At 68.3% G+C, this 19,329-nt stretch carries 20 protein-coding genes and 2 tRNA genes; 11 read left to right on the top strand and 11 right to left on the bottom strand.

Annotation, left to right across the window (positions count from 1 at the left end; translation table 11 throughout):
• The first annotated feature begins 7 nt into the window (after positions 1-7).
• The gene (gene acpS / locus G4H71_RS02265; protein WP_072739213.1) at positions 8-400 is read left to right on the top strand and encodes a holo-ACP synthase AcpS; all 393 of its coding nucleotides are present in this window, start codon (positions 8-10) and stop codon (positions 398-400) included.
• Between the two features lie 26 nt (positions 401-426).
• Here acpS and G4H71_RS02260 read toward each other — a convergent pair whose 3' ends face one another.
• From G4H71_RS02260 to G4H71_RS02250, 3 genes are all read right to left on the bottom strand, one after another.
• Positions 427-1,107 (bottom strand): TetR/AcrR family transcriptional regulator, encoded by a 681-nt coding sequence (locus G4H71_RS02260; protein ID WP_072739215.1) that lies wholly within the window; start codon positions 1,105-1,107, stop codon positions 427-429.
• 109 nt (positions 1,108-1,216) lie between these two features.
• The gene (locus tag G4H71_RS02255; RefSeq protein ID WP_072739217.1) at positions 1,217-2,023 is read right to left on the bottom strand and encodes an ABC transporter permease; all 807 of its coding nucleotides are present in this window, start codon (positions 2,021-2,023) and stop codon (positions 1,217-1,219) included.
• The gene (locus G4H71_RS02250; protein WP_072739218.1) at positions 2,020-3,027 is read right to left on the bottom strand and encodes an efflux ABC transporter ATPase subunit, DrrA-related; all 1,008 of its coding nucleotides are present in this window, start codon (positions 3,025-3,027) and stop codon (positions 2,020-2,022) included. The genes G4H71_RS02255 and G4H71_RS02250 overlap by 4 nt, the downstream gene beginning before the upstream one ends.
• A 108-nt stretch (positions 3,028-3,135) precedes the next feature.
• Between G4H71_RS02250 and G4H71_RS02245 the strand changes: the two genes are divergently transcribed.
• Positions 3,136-3,921, top strand: a complete 786-nt coding sequence (locus G4H71_RS02245; protein WP_246442625.1) for a TetR/AcrR family transcriptional regulator — start codon at positions 3,136-3,138, stop codon at positions 3,919-3,921.
• Between the two features lie 32 nt (positions 3,922-3,953).
• Here G4H71_RS02245 and bcp read toward each other — a convergent pair whose 3' ends face one another.
• Positions 3,954-4,427 (bottom strand): thioredoxin-dependent thiol peroxidase, encoded by a 474-nt coding sequence (gene bcp, locus G4H71_RS02240; RefSeq protein ID WP_072739317.1) that lies wholly within the window; start codon positions 4,425-4,427, stop codon positions 3,954-3,956.
• Positions 4,428-4,647: 220 nt separating this feature from the next.
• Here bcp and G4H71_RS02235 point away from each other — a divergent pair, with 220 nt between their 5' ends.
• The 7 genes from G4H71_RS02235 (at position 4,648) to G4H71_RS02205 (ending at position 9,762) form a co-directional block, all read left to right on the top strand.
• The gene (locus G4H71_RS02235; RefSeq protein ID WP_072739318.1) at positions 4,648-4,869 is read left to right on the top strand and encodes a DUF3618 domain-containing protein; all 222 of its coding nucleotides are present in this window, start codon (positions 4,648-4,650) and stop codon (positions 4,867-4,869) included.
• A gap of 99 nt (positions 4,870-4,968) precedes the next feature.
• Positions 4,969-5,041, top strand: a tRNA-Lys gene (locus G4H71_RS02230).
• Between the two features lie 330 nt (positions 5,042-5,371).
• Positions 5,372-6,607, top strand: a complete 1,236-nt coding sequence (locus G4H71_RS02225) for a L,D-transpeptidase (RefSeq protein ID WP_083342892.1) — start codon at positions 5,372-5,374, stop codon at positions 6,605-6,607.
• 112 nt (positions 6,608-6,719) lie between these two features.
• On the top strand, positions 6,720-7,361 hold the full coding sequence (locus tag G4H71_RS02220; protein ID WP_072739221.1) for a TetR/AcrR family transcriptional regulator: 642 nt from the start codon (positions 6,720-6,722) through the stop codon (positions 7,359-7,361).
• A complete protein-coding gene (locus G4H71_RS02215; RefSeq protein ID WP_072739223.1) occupies positions 7,358-8,131 on the top strand; it encodes an SDR family NAD(P)-dependent oxidoreductase in 774 nt (257 codons plus the stop codon). The genes G4H71_RS02220 and G4H71_RS02215 overlap by 4 nt, the downstream gene beginning before the upstream one ends.
• Positions 8,128-9,006, top strand: coding sequence for an ABC transporter ATP-binding protein (locus G4H71_RS02210; protein WP_072739225.1), 879 nt, complete (start codon positions 8,128-8,130; stop codon positions 9,004-9,006). The genes G4H71_RS02215 and G4H71_RS02210 overlap by 4 nt, the downstream gene beginning before the upstream one ends.
• A 15-nt stretch (positions 9,007-9,021) precedes the next feature.
• The gene (locus G4H71_RS02205) at positions 9,022-9,762 is read left to right on the top strand and encodes an ABC transporter permease (RefSeq protein WP_139183161.1); all 741 of its coding nucleotides are present in this window, start codon (positions 9,022-9,024) and stop codon (positions 9,760-9,762) included.
• A gap of 66 nt (positions 9,763-9,828) precedes the next feature.
• Here the strand turns inward: G4H71_RS02205 and G4H71_RS02200 are convergent.
• Positions 9,829-9,904 (bottom strand) — tRNA-His (locus tag G4H71_RS02200).
• A gap of 85 nt (positions 9,905-9,989) precedes the next feature.
• Positions 9,990-10,589 (bottom strand): oligoribonuclease, encoded by a 600-nt coding sequence (orn, locus tag G4H71_RS02195; RefSeq protein ID WP_072739321.1) that lies wholly within the window; start codon positions 10,587-10,589, stop codon positions 9,990-9,992.
• A gap of 105 nt (positions 10,590-10,694) precedes the next feature.
• Between orn and G4H71_RS02190 the strand changes: the two genes are divergently transcribed.
• Positions 10,695-12,479 (top strand): helicase HerA-like domain-containing protein, encoded by a 1,785-nt coding sequence (locus G4H71_RS02190; RefSeq protein ID WP_072739228.1) that lies wholly within the window; start codon positions 10,695-10,697, stop codon positions 12,477-12,479.
• Between the two features lie 232 nt (positions 12,480-12,711).
• Here G4H71_RS02190 and cmrA read toward each other — a convergent pair whose 3' ends face one another.
• From cmrA to G4H71_RS02175, 3 genes are read right to left on the bottom strand one after another with little or no spacing between them, the layout of a single operon-like run.
• Positions 12,712-13,515, bottom strand: a complete 804-nt coding sequence (gene cmrA / locus G4H71_RS02185; protein WP_072739230.1) for a mycolate reductase — start codon at positions 13,513-13,515, stop codon at positions 12,712-12,714.
• 19 nt (positions 13,516-13,534) lie between these two features.
• Positions 13,535-15,559, bottom strand: coding sequence for an NADPH-dependent 2,4-dienoyl-CoA reductase (locus tag G4H71_RS02180; protein WP_072739231.1), 2,025 nt, complete (start codon positions 15,557-15,559; stop codon positions 13,535-13,537).
• Between the two features lie 48 nt (positions 15,560-15,607).
• Positions 15,608-16,180, bottom strand: a complete 573-nt coding sequence (locus G4H71_RS02175) for a PadR family transcriptional regulator (RefSeq protein ID WP_072739233.1) — start codon at positions 16,178-16,180, stop codon at positions 15,608-15,610.
• Between the two features lie 181 nt (positions 16,181-16,361).
• On the opposite strand from G4H71_RS02175, the gene G4H71_RS02170 reads away from it, so the two are divergent.
• Complete coding sequence (locus G4H71_RS02170) at positions 16,362-17,699, top strand: MFS transporter (protein ID WP_072739234.1); 1,338 nt, start codon at positions 16,362-16,364, stop codon at positions 17,697-17,699.
• A 3-nt stretch (positions 17,700-17,702) separates the two neighbouring features.
• Here the strand turns inward: G4H71_RS02170 and G4H71_RS02165 are convergent, their stop codons facing one another.
• Both G4H71_RS02165 and G4H71_RS02160 read right to left on the bottom strand, forming a co-directional pair.
• Entirely contained in the window at positions 17,703-18,551 is an 849-nt protein-coding gene (locus tag G4H71_RS02165) for an alpha/beta fold hydrolase (RefSeq protein WP_072739236.1), read from the bottom strand.
• Positions 18,552-18,650: 99 nt separating this feature from the next.
• Positions 18,651-19,313, bottom strand: coding sequence for a TetR family transcriptional regulator (locus tag G4H71_RS02160; protein ID WP_072739237.1), 663 nt, complete (start codon positions 19,311-19,313; stop codon positions 18,651-18,653).
• Between the last annotated feature and the right edge of the window lie 16 nt (positions 19,314-19,329).

Below are 19,329 nucleotides of genomic sequence, written 5' to 3'. Positions count from 1 at the left end.
ACCGGATATGGCGGTGCGGGGTGTCGGGATCGATCTGGTCACGGTGTCGGAGTTCGCTGAGCAGCTCCGACGGCCCGGCACCGCCGTGCTCGGGAACTTCACTCCCGGTGAGCGTCGGGACTGCGCGAGTCGCAGCAGCGAGCCGGCTCGCCACTACGCGGCACGGTGGGCGGCCAAGGAGGCGCTGATCAAGGCGTGGTCGGCGGCCCTGTTCGCGTCACCGCCGGTGCTTCCGGAAACGATCCACCCGCTCATCGAGGTGGTCACCGACGCCTGGGGGAGGCCCCGGCTGCGGCTGCACGGCGAGGTGGCCGAACACCTCGCCGGGATGACCGTGCACGTCTCGCTCACTCACGACGGGGACACCGCGGCCGCGTTCGTGGTCCTCGAGGGCGACTGACCGGACCGGTCGGTCGCCCTCGCCGGTCAGTCCTCCCCGGGCCCGGCGGTGTCGGCCGTCCCGCGAGATTCCTTCTCCGCCACCAGGAGGTAGGCGACCATGAGCCGCTTGAGTTCGGCGACCGCGTCGTCGGGACTCTGATCGCCCTGGACCGAGAAGTTCAGCATCGAGTACACGACGTGGACGAGGACCTCGGCCATCATCTTGCGGCGTTCCCGCGACGTTCTCGGGGTGAGCGGCGCCAGCATCCGGGCCACCTGCTCCGCGAAGGCCTTCTCGTGGATCGCGCCGGTGGCCCGGGTCGACGGGGTGGACTGCATCGCGAGCCACACCTCGCGTCGGGAGGGGTCGGACATCCACAGGCCCGCCAGGTGGTCGACGAAACTGTTGAGGAACCGGAGCCAGTCGAGCGAGGGCACCTCGCCGTCGAACTGTGCCAGCTCGTGCTGCACTCCGACGAGGTCCTGCCGGTTGAGCTCGCAGACGATCACGTACTTGTTCGCGAAGAACTGGTAGAGCGTCCCGATCGGCACGTCGGCGCGGGTCGCGACCTCCTCGCAGGTGAACGACTCGAAACCGACGTCGGTGAGCAGTTCCCGGGAGGCGGTGAGCAGCGCCTCGAACTTGCGGCGGCTGCGCTCCTGCGTCGGCCGACGGCGTGGCATCAGCTCCTGGGGGTCGGACTGCAACTCCAGTGCCGGATCCATCCGCCGCGGCGCATCCACCGCGGGGTCGGCACGTCGAGGCGCGTCCTGCTTCGCTGAAGAGTCCACCGGCCCAGGTTATCCGCCTCGGTCCGGATTGCCGAAGAAGCACCTACCGCGTCGCTCCGGCCCGGCGCCGGTACATCGCGGCCGCGAACAGCGATCCGACGACTCCGATACCGGTCACCCAGGCCAGCGCGAGCCATCCCGTGCTCCCCGCGGGTGTGCCCGAGAGCAGGGACCGCAGGGTTTCGATGACGGGTGTCATCGGCTGGTGCTCGGCGAACCCGTGCAGCCACGTCGGCATCGTGTCGGTGGGGACGAACGCGCTCGAGATGTACGGCACGAACAGGATGACGAAGGTGAAGCCGCTCGCTGCCTCCGGGGTGCGGGCGATCAGGCCGAGGCCGCACGAGAGCGTCCCGACGGCCACGATGAACAGCGAGAGCAGTCCGAGCGCGGCGAGAGCACCCACGAGTCCGGGCTCGGGGCGGAATCCCATGATCACCGCGATGGCGAGCACGAGCGCCGTCGAGACGAGGTTACGGACGAGGCCGGCGAGGACGTGCCCGACGAGCACGGCGGACTGGGCGATGGGCATGGTGCGGAATCTGGCGATGATGCCCTCGTACATGTCGGTGCTCACGCTCACCGCCGTGGTGGAGGCCCCGAACGCCGCGCACAGCAGGATGATGCCGGGGACGACGTAGTTCAGGTAGTCGGTCCCCGTGTCCATCGCGCCGCCGAACACGTAGACGAAGAGGAGCAGCAGCATTACCGGCAGCATGACGGCGGTGAGCATCGAGTCCGGGCTGCGCAGGGTGTGGAGCATGTTTCGCCAGAGCAGGTATCCGACGTCGCCGATCGGTCCGCCGGTGCGATCGTCGGAGCGTGCTGCGGGGGAGTGCGTGGTGGTCACGACAGTGCCGCCTTTCGTTCGTCGGAGGCCCGGGGGTCGACGTCTGCCTCGCGTGACGGCGGGCCGTCGCCGGTCAGAGCGAAGAACACGTCCTCGAGATCGGGGGTGTGCAGTGCCATCGATTCGACGCCGACGGCGTCCGCGTCGAGCAGGTCCAGGACGTTCTTGACCTGCGCGACGCTTCCGTCGGTGGGCACGGAGACGGTCAGGGCGGACCTGTCGTCGCGGACGGTGAGTGGATGCAGTGCCCGCAGCGCACGGTCGAGGTCGGCGTCGTCGTACAGTCGCAGCTCGAGGTGACCGCCGGGCACGAGGCGCTCGAGTTCCTTCCTGGTTCCCTCGGCAGCGATGCGGCCACCGTGGATCACTGCGATGCGGTCCGCCAACTGCTCGGCCTCCTCGAGGTATTGGGTGGTGAGGAAGACGGTGACGCCGGTGTCGACGAGTTCGCGGACGAGCTCCCACACGTCGCGTCGGCTGCGTGGATCGAGGCCGGTGGTGGGTTCGTCGAGGAAGAGCACCGAAGGCTCGCCGACCAGGCTCATCGCGATGTCCAGGCGGCGCCGCATGCCGCCCGAGTAGGTGGAGGCCTGTCGATCGGCGGCACCGTCGAGGCCGAAGCGGGTCAGCAGATCGGTGACCCGCCGGCGGGCGGCCGGGCCGCGCAGGCGTTGCAGCCCCGCCGTGAGTCGAAGGTTCTCGCGGCCGGTGAGCATGTTGTCGACCGCGGCGAATTGACCGGTGACGGCGATCCGTCGACGGACGTCGCGGGGCTGGGAGCCGGGGTCGAACCCGGCGACCCGCACGGTTCCGGAATCGGCAGGGAGCAGGGTGGACAGGATCTGGACGGTGGTCGTCTTTCCTGCCCCGTTCGGTCCGAGCAGTGAGAAGACGGTTCCGGGGGCGATCTCGAGGTCGATCCCGTCGAGGACGGTGTGGGTTCCGAACGACTTGCGCAGTCCCGTCACCGACACCGCGGCGTCGCGGGGAGGTATGGGTGGCATGGCGTCCTCCTAACTGTGTGTCACATAACTGTGTATGCCATATACCGACGTGTACAACGTACACAGTTTTAAGCTCGACGTACACCCCCGAAGGAGATGTGGACGATCGTGACGCGTGAGCACCCCGAGTTGCCCGAGGACGTGCGACCCCCGGAGTTGCCGAGGATCATGCGAATGGCGTGGGGTCGGCTACCGGAAGGCACCCGCGGGCCCAGGCGAGGGCTGACCGTCGAGAAGGTCGTCGAGGCGGCGATCGCCGTGGCCGACGAGGAGGGACTGGCGGCGCTGTCGATGAGCCGGGTGGCGAAGCGGCTCGGCTTCACCACCATGTCGCTGTACCGCTACGTCGACAGCAAGGACGACCTGCTCGAACTCATGATGGATGCCGTTCCCGGTTCGCCGCCGGACATCGGCCCGGAGGTCGGCTGGCGCGAGGGCCTGAGGCAATGGGCGATGGCGTACCTCGCCAGGATTCTCGAGCACGTCTGGTTCGTGGACCTGCCGATCAAGTCGGCGCCCCTGGGGCCGTCGAGCATGCGCTGGCTCGAGTGTGCGTTGCGGATGCTCGGCCCCACCGGGCTACCCGCGCCGCAGAAGATCGACATGGTCAGCAGTCTCTCGCTCTACGTCTTCAGTCGGGCCCGGGTGCTTCGCGATCTGCGCGACGGTACCGAGGTCGACTATCCCGCGTTGCTCTCCCAGGTCCTCGATCGCGGCGAGTTCCCGGCGATCTACGAGGCGATCGAGGAGGGGGCATGGGACGGGCCGGAACTGGACTCGTCCGATCCGGCGGATCCCGACTGGGAGGAACACGACCTGATGTTCGGGCTGGACCGCATGCTCGACGGGTACGAGGTGTTCGTGGAGCGGTGGCGGGACGAGGGTACGGACTGACCCCGCCACCGGCTCCGGTGGCGTGCCGAGGCTCAGACGGACAGGTCGCGGCGCAGCTTGGCGACGTGCCCGGTGGCGCGCACGTTGTACTGGGCGACCTCGATCCTGCCGTCCTCGTCGACCAGGAAGGTCGAGCGGATGACACCCTGCACGGTCTTGCCGTACATCTTCTTCTCGCCGAAGGCGCCCCACGCGGTGAGCGTCGTCTTCTCGGGATCCGACAGGAGCGGGAAGGTGAGCTGCTCGGTGTCGCGGAACTTGGCGAGCTTGGCCGGCTTGTCGGGAGAGATGCCGAGCACGTCGATTCCGGCACCGTTCAGGTCGGCCAGGTTGTCCCGGAAATCGCAGGCCTGCTTGGTGCATCCGGGGGTCGAGGCGGCGGGATAGAAGTAGACGACGACCTTGCGCCCGCGGTAGTCGCTGAGCGAGACCTCGTTCCCGTCCGCGTCGGGGAGGGTGAAGTCGGGGGCGGCGTCGCCGGCGGCGAGTCTGCTGTTCTCGGTCACGGACGTCACGGTATCGCAGCTCGCCGACGACTCCCCGGGGCGACATCGCGAGGGTGCGGGGCGGGGACCATCCGAGGGTGACGCTCCGTAAGGCGGGTGGGAGGCACTCGTGTGGTACCTGGTCCTCTACGGTTGAGCCTGGCATGCGGCGACGTCGTGTGCCGGCATGCATGATCTGCCGAACACCGGGACTGATTCGAACGACGAGGATGGAGGACACGTGGCCAGGGACACCGACAGCATCGAGCGCGACATCGAGAGCGCACGCAACCAGCTCGCGGGGACGCTGGACGAGCTCGCACTGCGGGCGAACCCCAAGCGGGTCGTCGAGAACACCAAGCAGACGCTGATCGCGAAGCTCAATCAGCCGGCGGTGAAGTACGGGCTGATCGCCGCGGGGACGGTCATCGGACTCCTCGTCGTGCGCAAGGTGCTGCGCTGAGCCGATTCCCAGGCTGGACGAGATCGGGATGGATGTGGCTGACCAGCTGATTTGTGTTGGATGGAAACGGTCCGCTAATGTTCTGTCTCGCAAGAGCGAGCGCCTATAGCTCAGCTGGTAGAGCAAGTGACTCTTAATCACTGGGTCCGGGGTTCGAGTCCCTGTGGGCGCACTTGCAGGGAAAGCCCCGACTCCGCGAGGAGTCGGGGCTTTCCTCATTCTCGCGGTGGGATTCTCGCGGTGGGCCGGGTGGAACCCGCTCCGTGGGGACCGCGACAGTTGCCGATCCCGTACGATGTCCGAAATTCGCCGTAACGAATCTGCCCCCTATGCACGATTCGATATGTGAACGTAACCAACCGGTCTCGTGGTTGGTTGGAACGGGTCTCGAGTGGCTGGCATCATGGGTGGAACACGGTCTCGACGTGCCGCTTCGCCTCGCACCTGCGAGCAACGTGCCGGCGTGAACGTGATTCGATCGGGAACGTGAAGTGGGGTACTCATGACTGTGTGGCGCGGTGGATTCCGGCGTGCGCTAGCTGCGAATTCGCTGTCGGGGCGGACTGCGCTCGTGGCGGTCGCGCTCGTCACCGTGGTGGTGACGGCGTCGTGTGCCTCGGCATCGGGGAACGTGTCGTCGCCCGGCCAGGCTCCGATCGACTCGAACCCGGTCACCGAGCTGATCAAACCGAAGGTCACGACCTCCGCCGCGGACGGCGCGGTGGGCGTGTCACCGGGAGTGCCGGTCACGGTCGGTGTGGAGGACGGAACCCTCGCCGGCGTGAGCCTGTTCAATCCGGAAGGCCGGGAAGTGGCGGGTGCGATCTCGCCCGACGGCCTGACCTGGTCCAGTACCGAGCCGCTCGGCTACGACCGTCGGTATCGCCTCGAAGTGCAGGCCAACGGCCTGGGCGGCGCGGTCACCACGGTCTCGAACTTCGCGACCAGTGCGCCGGGTAACGTCACCAAGCCGTACGTGCTTCCGTGGCAGGACGCGGTGGTCGGCATCGGTCAGCCGGTGGCGGTCCAGTTCGACGAGAACATCCCGGACCGCCGGGCCGCCGAGGAGGCGATCACGGTCGTGACGACGCCCCCGGTGGAGGGTGCGTTCTACTGGGTCAACAACCGTGAGGTCCGGTGGCGCCCGGAGAACTACTGGGCGCCGGGTACCCGCGTGGACGTGACGGTCAACGTGTACGGGCGCGATCTGGGCAAGGGGCTGTTCGGCCAGGAGGATGCCCACACGGCGTTCACGATCGGTGACGCGGTGATCGCCCACGTCGACGACAACACCAAGCAGGTGTCGGTCGAGCGCAACGGCGAGGTCGTCATGACGATGCCCACCTCCATGGGCAAGGCGGACACACCGACCCCCAACGGCACCTACATCATCGGTGACAAGTTCGACCACATGATCATGGATTCCTCCACCTATGGAGTGTCGGTCAACTCGCCGGACGGCTACCGGACGCCGGTGGACTGGGCGACGCGGATGTCCTACAGCGGCATCTTCTTCCACTCGGCGCCGTGGTCGGTGGGGCAGCAGGGGTACACGAACGTGAGCCACGGCTGTCTCAATCTCAGCCCGTCGAACGCGAAGTGGATCTACGACAACCTCAAGCGCGGCGACATCGTGATCGTGAAGAACACTGTCGGCGGCACGCTCTCCGGCACCGACGGGCTCGGTGACTGGAACATTCCGTGGGACGTGTGGAGGGCCGGCAACGCCAACGCCTGACACCCTGCTTCGGCGCATCGTCGCTGGTTGTGGGCTTTGTGTCTGATCCGCGAGCCCGCCTGACGCCGGAATAGTGCACCTGGAGCCAGTCGCTATGTGCTAAATTTTGGCTATGCTGCCAAATTCTGATCGTGACGGCCAGTCTCGGTCGTTCATCGAGGAGGCGCGGCGGGCTCAGATCGTGACCGCCGCCGTCGAGACCATCGCCGAGGTGGGCTACCACCGCGCGTCGATGGGACGGATCGGCACCCGTGCGGGGATCAGTCGCGGGCTGATCTCCTACCACTTCGCGGGGAAGTCCGAGCTGATCAGTCAGGTGATCACCACCGTGTACAGCGATGCGGCCGCGTTCATGACACCGGTGATCGACGCCGAGGCGACGCCCGCCGGTCAGCTGCGGGCCTACATCGGCTCGAACCTGGAGTACATGCGCGCCTACCCGGCCCGGATGGTCGCGATCGTCGAGATCCTCACCGGCGGCGGGTTGGCGGACCTCCCCGACGCCGACCCGGCCGAGTTCGACCGGCAGATGCTGTTGCCGTTGGAGCAACTGTTCGCGGCGGGGCAGGCCAGCGGCGAGTTCCGGGACTTCGACGTCACCGTCATGGCCCGGATCGTCCGTAGCGCGATCGACCTCGTTCCTACCGCGCTGTCCCGCGACCCCGATCTCGACATCGACCGCTACCTGCGGGAGATCACCACCGCCCTCGACCACGCCACCCGGCCGGTCCCGTCCACCTCGGAGGAGACATGAACACCCTCGACGGCAAGGTCGCGCTCGTCACCGGGGGCGCCGGTGGAATCGGTGCGGCCATCGCCCGCCGGTTCGCGTCCGGCGGCGCGCGTGTGGTCATCGCCGACGTCGATCCGACCGGGGAGACCATCGCCCGGGAGATCGGCGGAGCGTTCGTCCGCACCGACGTCGCCCGACGAGCGGACAACACCGCCGCGGTCCGAACCGCGACCGAGCGATTCGGAGGCCTCGACATCGCCGTGCTGAACGCCGGAATCGGTGGACAGGGCGGCTTCGTCGAGGACTTCCGGCCCGAGCACTACCGCGACCTGGTCTCGGTCAACCTCGACGGAGTGGTTTACGGGATGCACGCAGCCCTGGAGGTGTTCACCGAACAGGGTTCCGGCGCGATCCTGGCCACCTCCAGCCTGGCCGGTGTGAGCGAGAGCCCGATCAACCCGCTCTACGCGGCCACCAAGCACGCCGTGATCGGGCTGGTCCGTTCGGTCGCACCGACCGTGGCCGACCGGGGCGTCACCGTGAACGCGCTGTGCCCGACCTTCATCGACACCGCGATCCTCGGAGAGGCGATCCCGTACATCACCGATCTCGGAGTCGCGGTCCTTCCGCCCGAACGGGTCGCCGAGGTCGCCGAGCTGGTACTGGTGCGCGGCGGCACCGGAGAGGCCTGGCCGGTCGTACCGCACGGCGAGCCCGGTCCCTTCGCCTTCCCCGAGCTCCCGTCGATCATGACCGACCCGAACCGGCAGTTCGCGGAGGACGACTCATGACCGTCCTCGCCCGTGCGCGCGACCTCAGCCGCCGATTCCACGGCGCGACTGCGCTGGACGGCGTCTCCCTGGATATCCGGGCCGGGGAGGTGCTCGGGCTGTTGGGTCCCAACGGCGCCGGCAAGTCCACCCTGATCAACGTCATGACAGGTCTGTTGCGGCCCGGTTCCGGCAGTGTCGAGCTGTGCGGCGGTGACCCGCGCAGCGAGGCGACCCGTCGGGTGATCGGTGTGACGCCGCAGGAGACCGGGTTGCCGGAGACGTGGCGGGTCGCCGAGTTGGTGGATTTCGTCTCGGCACACTTCCCCGACCCGGTGGACCGTACCGAGTTGCTCGACCGCTTCGACCTCGTTTCGCTGGCCGATCGGCAGGCCGGCGGACTGTCCGGGGGACAGCAGCGGCGGGTGGCGGTCGCACTGGCCTTCGTCGGACGGCCCCGGCTGGTGTTCCTGGACGAGCCCACCACCGGTCTCGACGTGGACGCCCGGCGCGCGCTGTGGGAGGGCATCCGTTCCTTTCACGCCGAGGGCGGAGCCGTCCTGCTGACCAGTCACTACATCGAGGAAGTGGAGGCGCTCGCCGACCGGGTCGTGGTGATGGACCGCGGCCGGATCATCGCCGACGGCGGTATCGCCGAGATCCGCGGCCGGGTCCGCCTCAAGCGGGTCACACTCACCGACCCGGTGCTGCCCGAGCTGATCGGGGTCACCTCGATCGAGCGAGACGCCGACCGTGCCCATCTGCTCACCAACGATGCCGGCGCGCTGGTCCGGGAACTGGTGACCGCCGGCGCGTCCTTCACCGACATCGAGATCGAGTCCGCCTCGCTGGAGGACGCCTTCCTGGCGATCACCGGCCACCGGCGGGCCACCTGACCGAAAGGCCGTTCCGTGTCCTCCTTGACCATGACCTACACCCGGCGGAACCTCGTCGAGAACATCCGGACGCCCACGATGTTCCTGACCGTGGCGCTGGTCCCGGTCGGAGTCATGGTGTTCTTCGTCGTCCCGTTCATCGGGCAGGACGCGGTGGCGATCACCTCGGCCACCGCAACCCTGGTGGTGTTCGGGGTGCTCATGGCCTGCGTCGGCCACTTCAGCGTCGCGGTTGCGGCGCAACGGGAGTCCGCCTGGGGGAGCTATCTGCGCACCCTCCCCGGCGGAATCACGCCGCAGATGCTCGGATATCTGCTGGTCGGTCTGGTGATCGTCGCCGCGGCGATCATCCCGATCCTGCTGGTGGCCGGGTTGTTCACCGCTGCCTCGGCTCCGGCGCCGCGGGTGCTGCTGGCAGCGGGGGCGTTGCTGATCGCGGTGGTGACCTTCACCTTGCTGGGGCTGGCGATGGGCTACCTGATGTCGCTGCGGGCGGCCGTCATCGCCAACAGCATCGGCTTCCTGCCGCTGGCGGTGGCAGGCGGAATGTTCTTCGACGAGGCGGACACGCCGGAGATCATCGGGCAGATCGCGCCCTTCGTACCCACCCGGGGCGCGACCGACCTGGTGCTGGTCGCGCTCACCGGGGAGTCCGTCGGGCCGTTGTCACTGGTGATGCTCGCGGTGTGGATCGTGATCTTCGCCGGGCTCACCGTCTGGGGCCATCGCCGCGACCAGGTCCGCCGGTTCGACTGAGGCCACCCCACCGATCGTGCCGTGAAAACAAAACCGGCCCCAGTGTGAAGACACTGGGGCCGGCTATGGGGTGACCGACGGGACTCGAACCCGCGACAGCCAGGATCACAACCTGGTGCTCTACCAACTGAACTACGGTCACCATCACCGTTGCGACCACCCGTGGGCGGTAACAGCAGCGAGAAAGATACTAGCGTGTCCGATGCGCAAAGGGCCAATCGGTTATCTCACGCCGGCCCCAGATCCTCGACGATCGCCGAGATATCGCTGGTCGACGGCCCGGGATCGGGCACGAACGCGGTCTTGCGGTAGTACCGCAGCTCCCGGATGGACTCGCGGATGTCGGCGAGAGCCCGGTGGGCGAGGCCCTTCTCAGGCTGGCCGTAGTAGATCCGCGGATACCAGCGTCGGCACAGTTCCTTGATCGAGCTCACGTCGATCATCCGATAGTGCAGGTGCCCGTCCAGCTCGGGCATGTCCCGCGCGATGAAGCCGCGATCGGTGGCGATCGAGTTGCCCGCCAGAGGAGCGGTGCCCGCGGTGGGTACGTGCTCGCGGATGTAGTCGAGGACCTGCTTCTCCGCCTCGGCCAGCGTGACCGTCGAGCGGCGCACCTCGTCGGTGAGGCCGGATTTCGCGTGCATGTCCTGCACCACGTCCGGCATCGCGGCGAGCGCGTCGTCGTCGGCGTGGATCACGATGTCCACGCCCTCACCGAGGATGTTGAGGTCCGCATCGGTGACGAGCGCGGCGATCTCTATCAGTTTGTCGGTGCCGAGCCTCAACCCGGTCATTTCACAATCGATCCATACAAGTTTGTCCTGCACGAGCATCACAGTAGTCACGTCCGTGTCCGGCTAAGGTCTGCGGTGGACACATTCCGTCGATGTCGAGTGGCTCCGGGTAGCGCAGCCACACCCCGAGGAGAGTCGATGAGCGAGAACTCCCAGGCGACTCCGGCCGCCGGCGCCGACGATGCGAACTCCCGGCTGGAGGCTGCCCGCGCCGCTGCCGCGGACGCAGCACGGGCCGCGGCAGAGGCCGCCGCCGCGGTGGAGGCCGCGGAAGCCGAGGCGCGTGCCGCCGCACAGGCTGCGGTGGATACGGCCGGGACGACGGCGCCGGACGGTGCCGGGTCCGGCCCGGACAGCGTGAGCGCCGAGATCGCCGCGGGATACGCCTTCGACGGCGCCTCGGTCGAGTTGGGCACGGTGGTCGCCGGAGGGGCGGTGGACCCCGCGGCACGCGTACGTATCCCGCTGTCGATGATGAACCGGCACGGTCTCGTCGCCGGGGCGACCGGCACCGGCAAGACGAAGACCGTGCAAGGTATCGCCGAACAGCTGTCCGCCGCCGGAGTTCCCGTCGTGATGGCCGATATCAAGGGCGACCTGTCCGGGCTGTCGCACCCCGGGGAGTCGGGGGAGAAGATCACCGACCGTGCCCGGGAGACCGGCGACGAAGCGTGGACGCCGACCGGATACCCGGTCGAGTTCTTCTCGCTCGGCACCGGGGGGATCGGTGTGCCGGTGCGGGCCACGGTCACGGCCTTCGGTCCCATCCTGCTCAGCAAGGTGCTGGGGCTCAACGCCACTCAGGAATCGACACTCGGCCTGATCTTCCACTGGGCCGACACCCAGGGCCTGGCGCTACTCGATCTGAAGGATCTGCGCTCGGTCATCACCCACCTGACCAGCGACGAGGGCAAGGCCGATCTGAAGGGCATTGGCGGAGTGTCCGCCGCCACGGCGGGCGTGATCCTGCGGGCGCTGGTCACTCTCGAAGCCGCCGGTGGTGACACATTCTTCGGTGAGCCGGCACTCGAGACCGAGGATCTGTTGCGTGTACTCACCGGGCAATCCGACAGTGGGCAGGGGGTGATCAGCCTGTTCGAACTCGGTGCCCAGGCCGCCCGTCCGGTCCTGTTCTCCACCTTCCTGATGTGGGTGCTGGCAGACCTGTTCCAGTCGCTCCCGGAAGAGGGAGACCTGGACAAGCCCAAGCTGGTGTTCGTCTTCGACGAGGCGCACCTGCTGTTCACCGATGCGTCCAAGGCGTTCCTGCAGCAGGTGGAGCAGACGGTCAAGCTGATCCGGTCGAAGGGCGTCGGTGTCTTCTTCTGCACGCAACTGCCGACGGATGTGCCGAAAGCGGTGCTGTCCCAGCTCGGTACGCGGATCCAACACGCGCTGCGGACGTTCACTCCCGACGATCAGAAGGCGCTGTCGAAGACGGTGCGCACCTATCCCGTCACCGCGCACTACGACCTCGAGGAGACCCTGACCACATTGGGCACCGGCGAGGCCGTCGTCACCGTCCTGTCGGAGAAGGGAGCGCCGACGCCCGTGGCGTGGACCAGGATCCGTCCGCCGCGGTCACTGATGGACACGATCGGTGACGCCGCGATCGCGGATGCGGCCCGCGCGAGTTCACTGGCCGCGAAGTACGGCGAGACGATCGATCGCGAGTCGGCCTACGAGAAGCTCACCGCGAAGGTCACCGGCGCCCCGGATCTGGACCCCGGACTCGGCCTGCCGCCACTGCCGTCGGACCTCCCCGGCACCCCGCCACCTGCGCCGGCGCCGGAAGGTCCGACGGTGGCCGAGCAGATCCTCGGGAACGCTGCCGTCAAGAGCTTCCTCCGCTCCGCCGCGTCGTCGGCGGGACGGGAGATCAGCCGCAGCGTCTTCGGCACCGGCCGCCGTCGCCGTCGCTGATCGTCCCCCGCTGGTCCTGATCGTCCCCCGCTGCCGGCACAATGTCACACCGGTTTCGTTCCACCGAACCGATGTGACATTGTGCTGGAATCCGTTGTCGGGCATGGTGTCACACCGTTCCGTTCAGATCGAACCGGTGTGACATCGTGCCAGGGTCGGGGGGCGCGGCAGGGGCAGGGGGTGCGGCAGGGGCGTGCGGACGCGGGGGAGCGGGTTACCCGACCGAGCGGGGTCAGCCGCCGAGTTTGCGGTAGAACGTCCCGACGATGGGGGCGACGACGGCGCGGGGGCTGTACTGGCCGGCGGTGGACATCGCCTTGCTGATGATCCCCGGCACGATGCGCATCTTGTTGTCGGCCAGCGCGTCCAGGGAGACCTTCGCGGTGTACTCGCTCGAGATCCAGAGGAAGTCCGGCACCAGCTTGTCGACGATCGAGGCCTCGGCGGGGTCGGGGGTCTCCGTCCGCACCGGGCCCGGGGCCAGCAGCGTGACGTTCACGCCGGTGCCCTTCAGCTCGCCGCGCAGCGACTCCGAGAACGTGTTGACGAACGCCTTGGTCGCCGCGTAGGTCGCGTTGTTCGGAATCGGCATGTTCCCGGCCGCGGAACCCACCATGAGGATCCCGCCGGACCGGCGCTCGACCATCCCGGGCAGCACGGCGAGGGTCAGGTCGTGCACCGCGACGGCATTGAGCTCGACCTGCGCGCGCTCGTATCCGGCGTCGAGTTCGGCCACCGGGCCGAACGTCGCGATCCCGGCGTTGTTGCACAGGATCGAGATCTCGCGCGTGGACAATTCGTCCACCAGCGGGGCGCGCTGGTCCCGATCGGACAGATCGCACGCGCGGACCTCGACGTCGACGCCGTGACGCTCACGCAACTGCGCGGCCAGCTTCTCCATGACGTCGCCGCGGCGGGCGACGAGGATCAGCGAGTGGCCACGTCCGGCGAGATCGGTGGCCAGCGCCTCCCCGATTCCGGAGGAGGCGCCGGTCACGACGGCACGGGCGGTGGGGGTGGGTGTCGGCAGGCTCACGGTCAGCCAGACTAGCGGCTCACAGCCGCGCCGCCAGCCGGGTGCCCTGCTCGATCGCGCGTTTCGCATCGAGTTCGGCCGCGACGTCCGCGCCGCCGATGACGTGGGTGACGACCCCCGCGACGGTGAGTTCGTCCACCAGGTCGCGTACCGATTCCTGGCCGGCGCAGATCACGACCGTGTCCACCGCCAGCGTGCGGGGCTTCTCGTGGTTCTCACCGAAGGTGATGTGCAGCCCGGCGTCGTCGATGCGCTCGTAGTTCACCCCGGACAGCTCGTGCACGCCCTTGGCCTTCAGCGCCGCCCGATGCACCCACCCGGTGGTCTTGGCGAGCCCGGCGCCGATCCGGCCCTTCTTGCGTTGTAGCAGGTACACCTCGCGCGGCGACTTCTCCGGAACGGGTGTGGTGAGGGCGCCGGGTGCGGCGTCCGGCTCGGTGACGCCCCACTCCTGCTTCCATTCCTTCAGGTCGAGGGTGGGGGAGTTCTCGGTAGTGAGGAACTCGCTCACGTCGACGCCGATCCCGCCGGCGCCGATGACGGCGACGGTCTTGCCGACGGGCTTTCCGTCGCGGACCACCTCGGGGTAGGTGAGCACCGACGGGTGCTCGATGCCCGGGATGTTCGGCACGCGTGGGGTGACGCCGGTGGCGAGGACCACCTCGTCGAAGCTGCCGATCAGGTCGGCGGCCTCGACTCGCGTGTTCAGCCGGACGTCGACACCGGCGAGTTCGAGCTGGCGGGTGTAGTACCGGATGGTCTCGGCGAATTCCTCCTTGCCCGGAATGCGTTTGGCGATGCCGAACTGGCCGCCGATCTCGGGTCCGGCCTCGTAGAGAGTCACCGCGTGCCCCCGCTGCGCGAGGTTGAGTGCTGCGGCCAGACCGGCGGGGCCCGCGCCGACGACGGCGAGGCCCTTGGACCGGCGGGTGGGCAGCAGAACCAGTTCGGTTTCCCGTCCCGCGCGCGGGTTGAGCAGGCAGGATACGTGCTTGTTGCCGAAGGCGTGGTCGAGGCACGCCTGGTTGCAGGCGATGCACGTGTTGATCTCGTCGGCGGAACCGGCGGCGGCCTTGCGGACCCAGTCCGGATCGGCCAGCATCGGGCGGGCCATCGCGATGAGCTGGGCGTCCCCTCGGGTGAGGATCTCCTCGGCCACCTCGGGCATGTTGATCCGGTTCGCCGCAGCCACCGGGATGTTCACGTGCTTCTCGAGTTTGCCGGTGATGTCGGCGAAGGCGGCGCGGGGGACCGAGGTCACGATGGTCGGGACGCGGGATTCGTGCCAGCCGATGTCGGTGTTGATGATGGTGGCGCCGGCTTCCTCGACTTCTTTTGCAAGAGCGACGATCTCGTTCCACGTCTGCCCGCCCTCGACGAGGTCCGCCATCGAGAGTCGATAGACGATGATGAAGTTCCTGCCCACCGCCTCCCTGGTGCGGCGGACGATCTCCACCGCCAGGCGACGCCGGTTCTCGGGGCTTCCCCCCCACTCGTCGCGACGCTTGTTGGTGCGCTCACTGAGGAACTGGTTGATGAAATAGCCTTCGCCGCCCATGATCTCGACGCCGTCGTACCCGGCCTTCTTCGCCAGGCGGGCGCACCGCACGAAGTTGCGGATCTGCCAGCGCACGCCTCGTCCGGTGAGTCGGCGCGGCCGGAACGGGTTGATCGGGGCCTTGATCGACGAGGCGCTGACGCTGAACGGCTGGTAGCTGTACCGCCCCGCGTGCAGGATCTGCAGCGCGATCTTGCCGCCCTCGGCGTGGACGGCGGCGGTGATCTTGCGGTGGCGGCGGGCCTCCCAGCGATTGGTGAGTTTGGCGCCGAACGGGAGCAGCCAGCCGGTGCGGTTCGGGGCGTATCCACCGGTGACGATGAGGCCGACACCGCCGCGGGCGCGTTCTGCGAAGTAGGCGGCCAGCTTGTCGGTGTTCTTGGCGCGGTCCTCGAGCCCGGTGTGCATCGAGCCCATCACCACTCGGTTCTTCAGTGTGGTGAAGCCGAGATCCAGGGGAGACAGGAGCTGGGGATAGTCGGTCATGGTCGGCAGGTCCTTTACTGTGCGTGCGCGTGGGCTGTGCGCGGTTGCCTAGCTGGATTCGGGTGCCTGACCGGGGCTCGTCGCCCGGTCGGGGCGAAGTGCGTCGAGCACTTCCTGGCACCATTCGACGAACCCCTCCTCGACGCGGACACCGCCGCGCAGGACGAGGTACTGGTGCAGTGCCGTCCCGGAGAGCTGGTCCGGGGCGGGAAAGTCGCGTTTCTCGATCATGCGGTACACCTCGAGCCTCTCGGCATGGGTGTCGCGGTGGCGGGTGACCTCGCGGCAGACGGCGTCGACGTCGCCGTACGAGGCCGCGCGAATCTTGATTCCGAGGTCGCTGCGGAGCTGATGGGGTTCACCCGGCTCCGCGATCCATCGACGTAGCTCGTCCCGGCCGGCGTCGGTGACGCGGTAGACCTTCTTGTCCGGACGGCCGTCCTGGGCGACGGCCTCGCCGACGAGCCATCCGGCCTCGTCCATGCGTCGCAGCACGCGGTAGATCTGCTGGTGCGTCGCACTGTGGAAGAAGCCGATCGACTTGTCGAAGCGGCGGGCGAGTTCGTACCCCGACCCCTCCTGTTCGGAGAGGGCGACGAGGAGCGCGTGTTCGAGTGCCACACGAATCAGTATCTATGCAACGAGGTGCCTATGCAACTAGGCGCACATACCCCCCGCACCGTGGGTGAAGGTGGCCTTCGGCCGGACAGACCGGTCGAAGGCCACCTTCACCCACCGGGAGGGGGCAGGGAGGGGGGCTGGGAAGGGGCCGGGGAGGCGTTGCTGACATAGGCTCCCGGGCATGAGCGCGGACGTGCGTGGGCAGGCAGGGATCGGTGAGGCGGCGACGCGGCGACAGGTGTTCGCGTGGGGGATGTGGGACTGGGGTTCGGCCGCGTTCAACGCGGTGATCGTGACCTTCGTATTCTCCGTGTACCTCACCGACGCGGTGGGAGACGACCTGCCGGGTTCGATCTCGGCGAGCGCCTGGCTCGGATGGTCGCTCGGTATCGCAGGCTTCCTCATCGCCGTTCTCGCGCCGATCACCGGCCAGCGGTACGACGCGACCGGCCGCCGCAAGCGGGCACTCGGCATCCTCACCTTCGCCACCGTGGCCTGCATGGCGGGCATGGTCTTCGTCGAGGATTCCTACGAGTACCTGTGGCTCGGCCTCGTGCTGCTCGCCGCGGGCTCGGTGATCTTCGAGCTGGCGAACGTCCCGTACAACGCGATGCTGCGGCAGGTGTCGGTGCCGGAGAACATCGGGCGGGTATCCGGTTTCGGTTGGGCGATGGGCTATTTCGGTGGAATCGTGTTGCTGCTCGTCTGCTATTTCGGTTTCATCTCCGGTGACGGCGACGAGCGCGGGCTGCTCGGGATCTCCACGGACGGGGGCCTGAACATCCGGATGGTCGTGCTGCTCGCCGCGGTCTGGTTCGCGGTGTTCGCGATCCCGGTGCTGATCGCCGTCCCCGAACTGCCGCGCACCCAGGCCGACCCCGGTGCCGCGAAGGCAGGATTCGTCGAGTCCTACCGTGTGCTCTGGCGCGATCTGCGCGAGCTGTGGACGACCGACCGGCGCACCGTCTGGTTCCTGCTCGCCAGCGCGCTCTTCCGTGACGGCCTCGCGGGCGTCTTCACGTTCGGTGCGGTGCTGGCCGTCAACGTGTACGGCATCGCCGCCGCCGATGTTCTGTTGTTCGGCGTGGCCGCCAACGTGATCTCGGCGATCGGTGCCCTCGTCGCCGGGCGCTACGACGACAGGATCGGGCCCAAGACGGTCATCGCGGTGTCGCTCGCGTCGATGATCGTCGTGGGCATCGTCCTCGTCGCGGTGTCCGGCCCGGTGATGTTCTGGATCTTCGGGCTGGCGTTGTGCCTGTTCGTCGGGCCCGCACAGTCGTCGTCCCGCACGTTCCTCGCGCGTATCACCCCGCCGGGTCGCGAGGGGCAGCTGTTCGGTCTCTACGCGACCACGGGGCGGGCGGTGTCGTTCCTGTCGCCCACCCTGTTCGGTCTGTTCGCCTGGCTGTTCGCCGCCGATCGCGCCGGGATCCTCGGCCTCGTGCTGGTGCTGGTGCTGGGCCTCGTCGCACTGCAGTTCGTGCGCGCGCCGGAGCCGGAACCGACCCGCGCCTGACGCTCAGGGCTGCGAGCGCACCTGCGCCGCCACTGCCTCGGCGAGTGCCTGCGGGTTCTCCTCGGGGATCCAGTGGGTGCCGCCGTCGAGTTCGACGAACCGGTAGGGGCCCGACACGAACTCCGCGCACTTCTCGGCTCCCGCCCGCCCGAGCGCGAGGTCCTCGGTGCTCCACACGTAGGTGGTCGGCACGGACGCGGCCGCGATCGCGTCCATGTCCCTGGTCATGGCGCGGTACCAGTTGAGGGCGGCGGTCAGCGCCCCCGGCTGGGTGAGCAGTTCGACGTGCACGTCGACGAGTTCGCCGGGCACGGCGGTGCCGAACATCGAGCGCAGCGCGTTCGCCTCGTTCCTCAGCAGCACGCGCTCGGCGGTGCCCTCCTTGCGGAACAGGTCGATGTACGCCGAACGCTGCTGCTGATCGGCGTCGCTGCGCAACGCCCAGCCGAACGCGCCCGGATGGGGCACCGATGCCGTCGTCAGCGAGGACACTCGATCCGGGTGTGCCGCAGCGAGCGCCCAGGCGACGATCGCGCCCCAGTCGTGCCCGGCGACGTGCGCGGTGGGCAGGTCGAGTGCATCGAGGATTCCGACGACATCGGCGACGAGGTGGTCGATGTGATACGCGTCCACGCCGTCGGGGCGAGCGCCGGGGGAGTAGCCGCGTTGATCCGGCGCGACGGTACGCAGTCCCTGGGCGACGAGCAGCTCCGTCACCGGTCGCCACGACGCGCGCGACTCCGGGAAGCCGTGCAGGAGAACGACGGTCGGCGCGTCGGAGGGGCCAGTGATGTCGACGTCGAAGGTGAGCTCACCGAGCTCGACGGTGGTCGTGGTGGTTGCGGCACTCATGTGACCGAGACTACGGCGCGCGTCCAGACCGCAGCGGGGGAACGCACGTGAACGTATTCGGAACGGCCGGTGCAGGATCGGGTCGGTGCCGGGCCGAGGTCAGTGGCGGGGCGCCCACTGCGCCATCCCGAGCATGATCAGGCGCAGCTGTCGTTCGGCCTGCTCGACCACCTCCGCGCGGCTCTTGGTCCCCGGGGCGCCCGCCTCGAGAAGGTCCACGACGGCCGAGAACATGGTCGACACGATCAGGTCCGCGGCCATCTCGAGGTCGCCGTTGGTCCAGTCGGCCATCGCCGGCATCCGGGACAGGTCGATCGTCAGCTCGCTCGCGAAGATCCGCATCTCGGTGGCGATGGCGCGGCGGACCTCGGGGACGCCCCCGTAGCGTTCCCGGCTGAGGAAGCGGAACTGTGCCTCGTGTGCGGACACCTGCCGTACGAGGATGGCCAGCGAGTCGCTCGCGGACTTGGCCGTGGTGGTCCGCCGGGCGTCGCGGAGCATCTGCCGCAGCACCCGCATGCTCTCCTCGACGAGGACCACGCCGAGTTCCTCGAGCGAGGCGAAGTGCCGGTAGAACGCGGTGGGAACGATGTCCGCGGCGCGCGCCACCTCGCGCAGGCTCACGCTGGCGAAGCTGCGGTCGGCGAGGAGTTCGAGGGTGCCGTCGATCAGTGCCTTCCGCGTGCGTTCCTTGCGGGCGGCCCTGCTCTCCGGTCCTGCGGTGTTCGAAGTCCTCACCTCGGTGAGTGTATGCGTGGTCATTTTCGCGCCTGCGCTC

Source organism: Rhodococcus triatomae (assembly GCF_014217785.1).
GTDB classification, from domain to species: Bacteria; Actinomycetota; Actinomycetes; order Mycobacteriales; family Mycobacteriaceae; genus Rhodococcus_F; species Rhodococcus_F triatomae.
Note: the sequence above shows the minus strand (reverse complement) of the source record. Positions and strands in the feature narration are given on the sequence as shown.

Bases quoted from the DNA above. Each gene is read 5' to 3' on its own strand.
- acpS (WP_072739213.1), top strand. From the start codon at position 8: ATGGCGGTGCGGGGTGTCGGGATCGATCTGGTCACGGTGTCGGAGTTC.
- G4H71_RS02260 (WP_072739215.1), bottom strand. From the start codon at position 1,107: ATGGATCCGGCACTGGAGTTGCAGTCCGACCCCCAGGAGCTGATGCCA.
- G4H71_RS02250 (WP_072739218.1), bottom strand. From the start codon at position 3,027: ATGCCACCCATACCTCCCCGCGACGCCGCGGTGTCGGTGACGGGACTG.
- G4H71_RS02225 (WP_083342892.1), top strand. From the start codon at position 5,372: ATGACTGTGTGGCGCGGTGGATTCCGGCGTGCGCTAGCTGCGAATTCG.
- G4H71_RS02220 (WP_072739221.1), top strand. From the start codon at position 6,720: ATGCTGCCAAATTCTGATCGTGACGGCCAGTCTCGGTCGTTCATCGAG.
- G4H71_RS02215 (WP_072739223.1), top strand. From the start codon at position 7,358: ATGAACACCCTCGACGGCAAGGTCGCGCTCGTCACCGGGGGCGCCGGT.
- G4H71_RS02210 (WP_072739225.1), top strand. From the start codon at position 8,128: ATGACCGTCCTCGCCCGTGCGCGCGACCTCAGCCGCCGATTCCACGGC.
- G4H71_RS02190 (WP_072739228.1), top strand. From the start codon at position 10,695: ATGAGCGAGAACTCCCAGGCGACTCCGGCCGCCGGCGCCGACGATGCG.
- G4H71_RS02180 (WP_072739231.1), bottom strand. From the start codon at position 15,559: ATGACCGACTATCCCCAGCTCCTGTCTCCCCTGGATCTCGGCTTCACC.
- G4H71_RS02170 (WP_072739234.1), top strand. From the start codon at position 16,362: ATGAGCGCGGACGTGCGTGGGCAGGCAGGGATCGGTGAGGCGGCGACG.
- G4H71_RS02165 (WP_072739236.1), bottom strand. From the start codon at position 18,551: ATGAGTGCCGCAACCACCACGACCACCGTCGAGCTCGGTGAGCTCACC.
- G4H71_RS02160 (WP_072739237.1), bottom strand. From the start codon at position 19,313: ATGACCACGCATACACTCACCGAGGTGAGGACTTCGAACACCGCAGGA.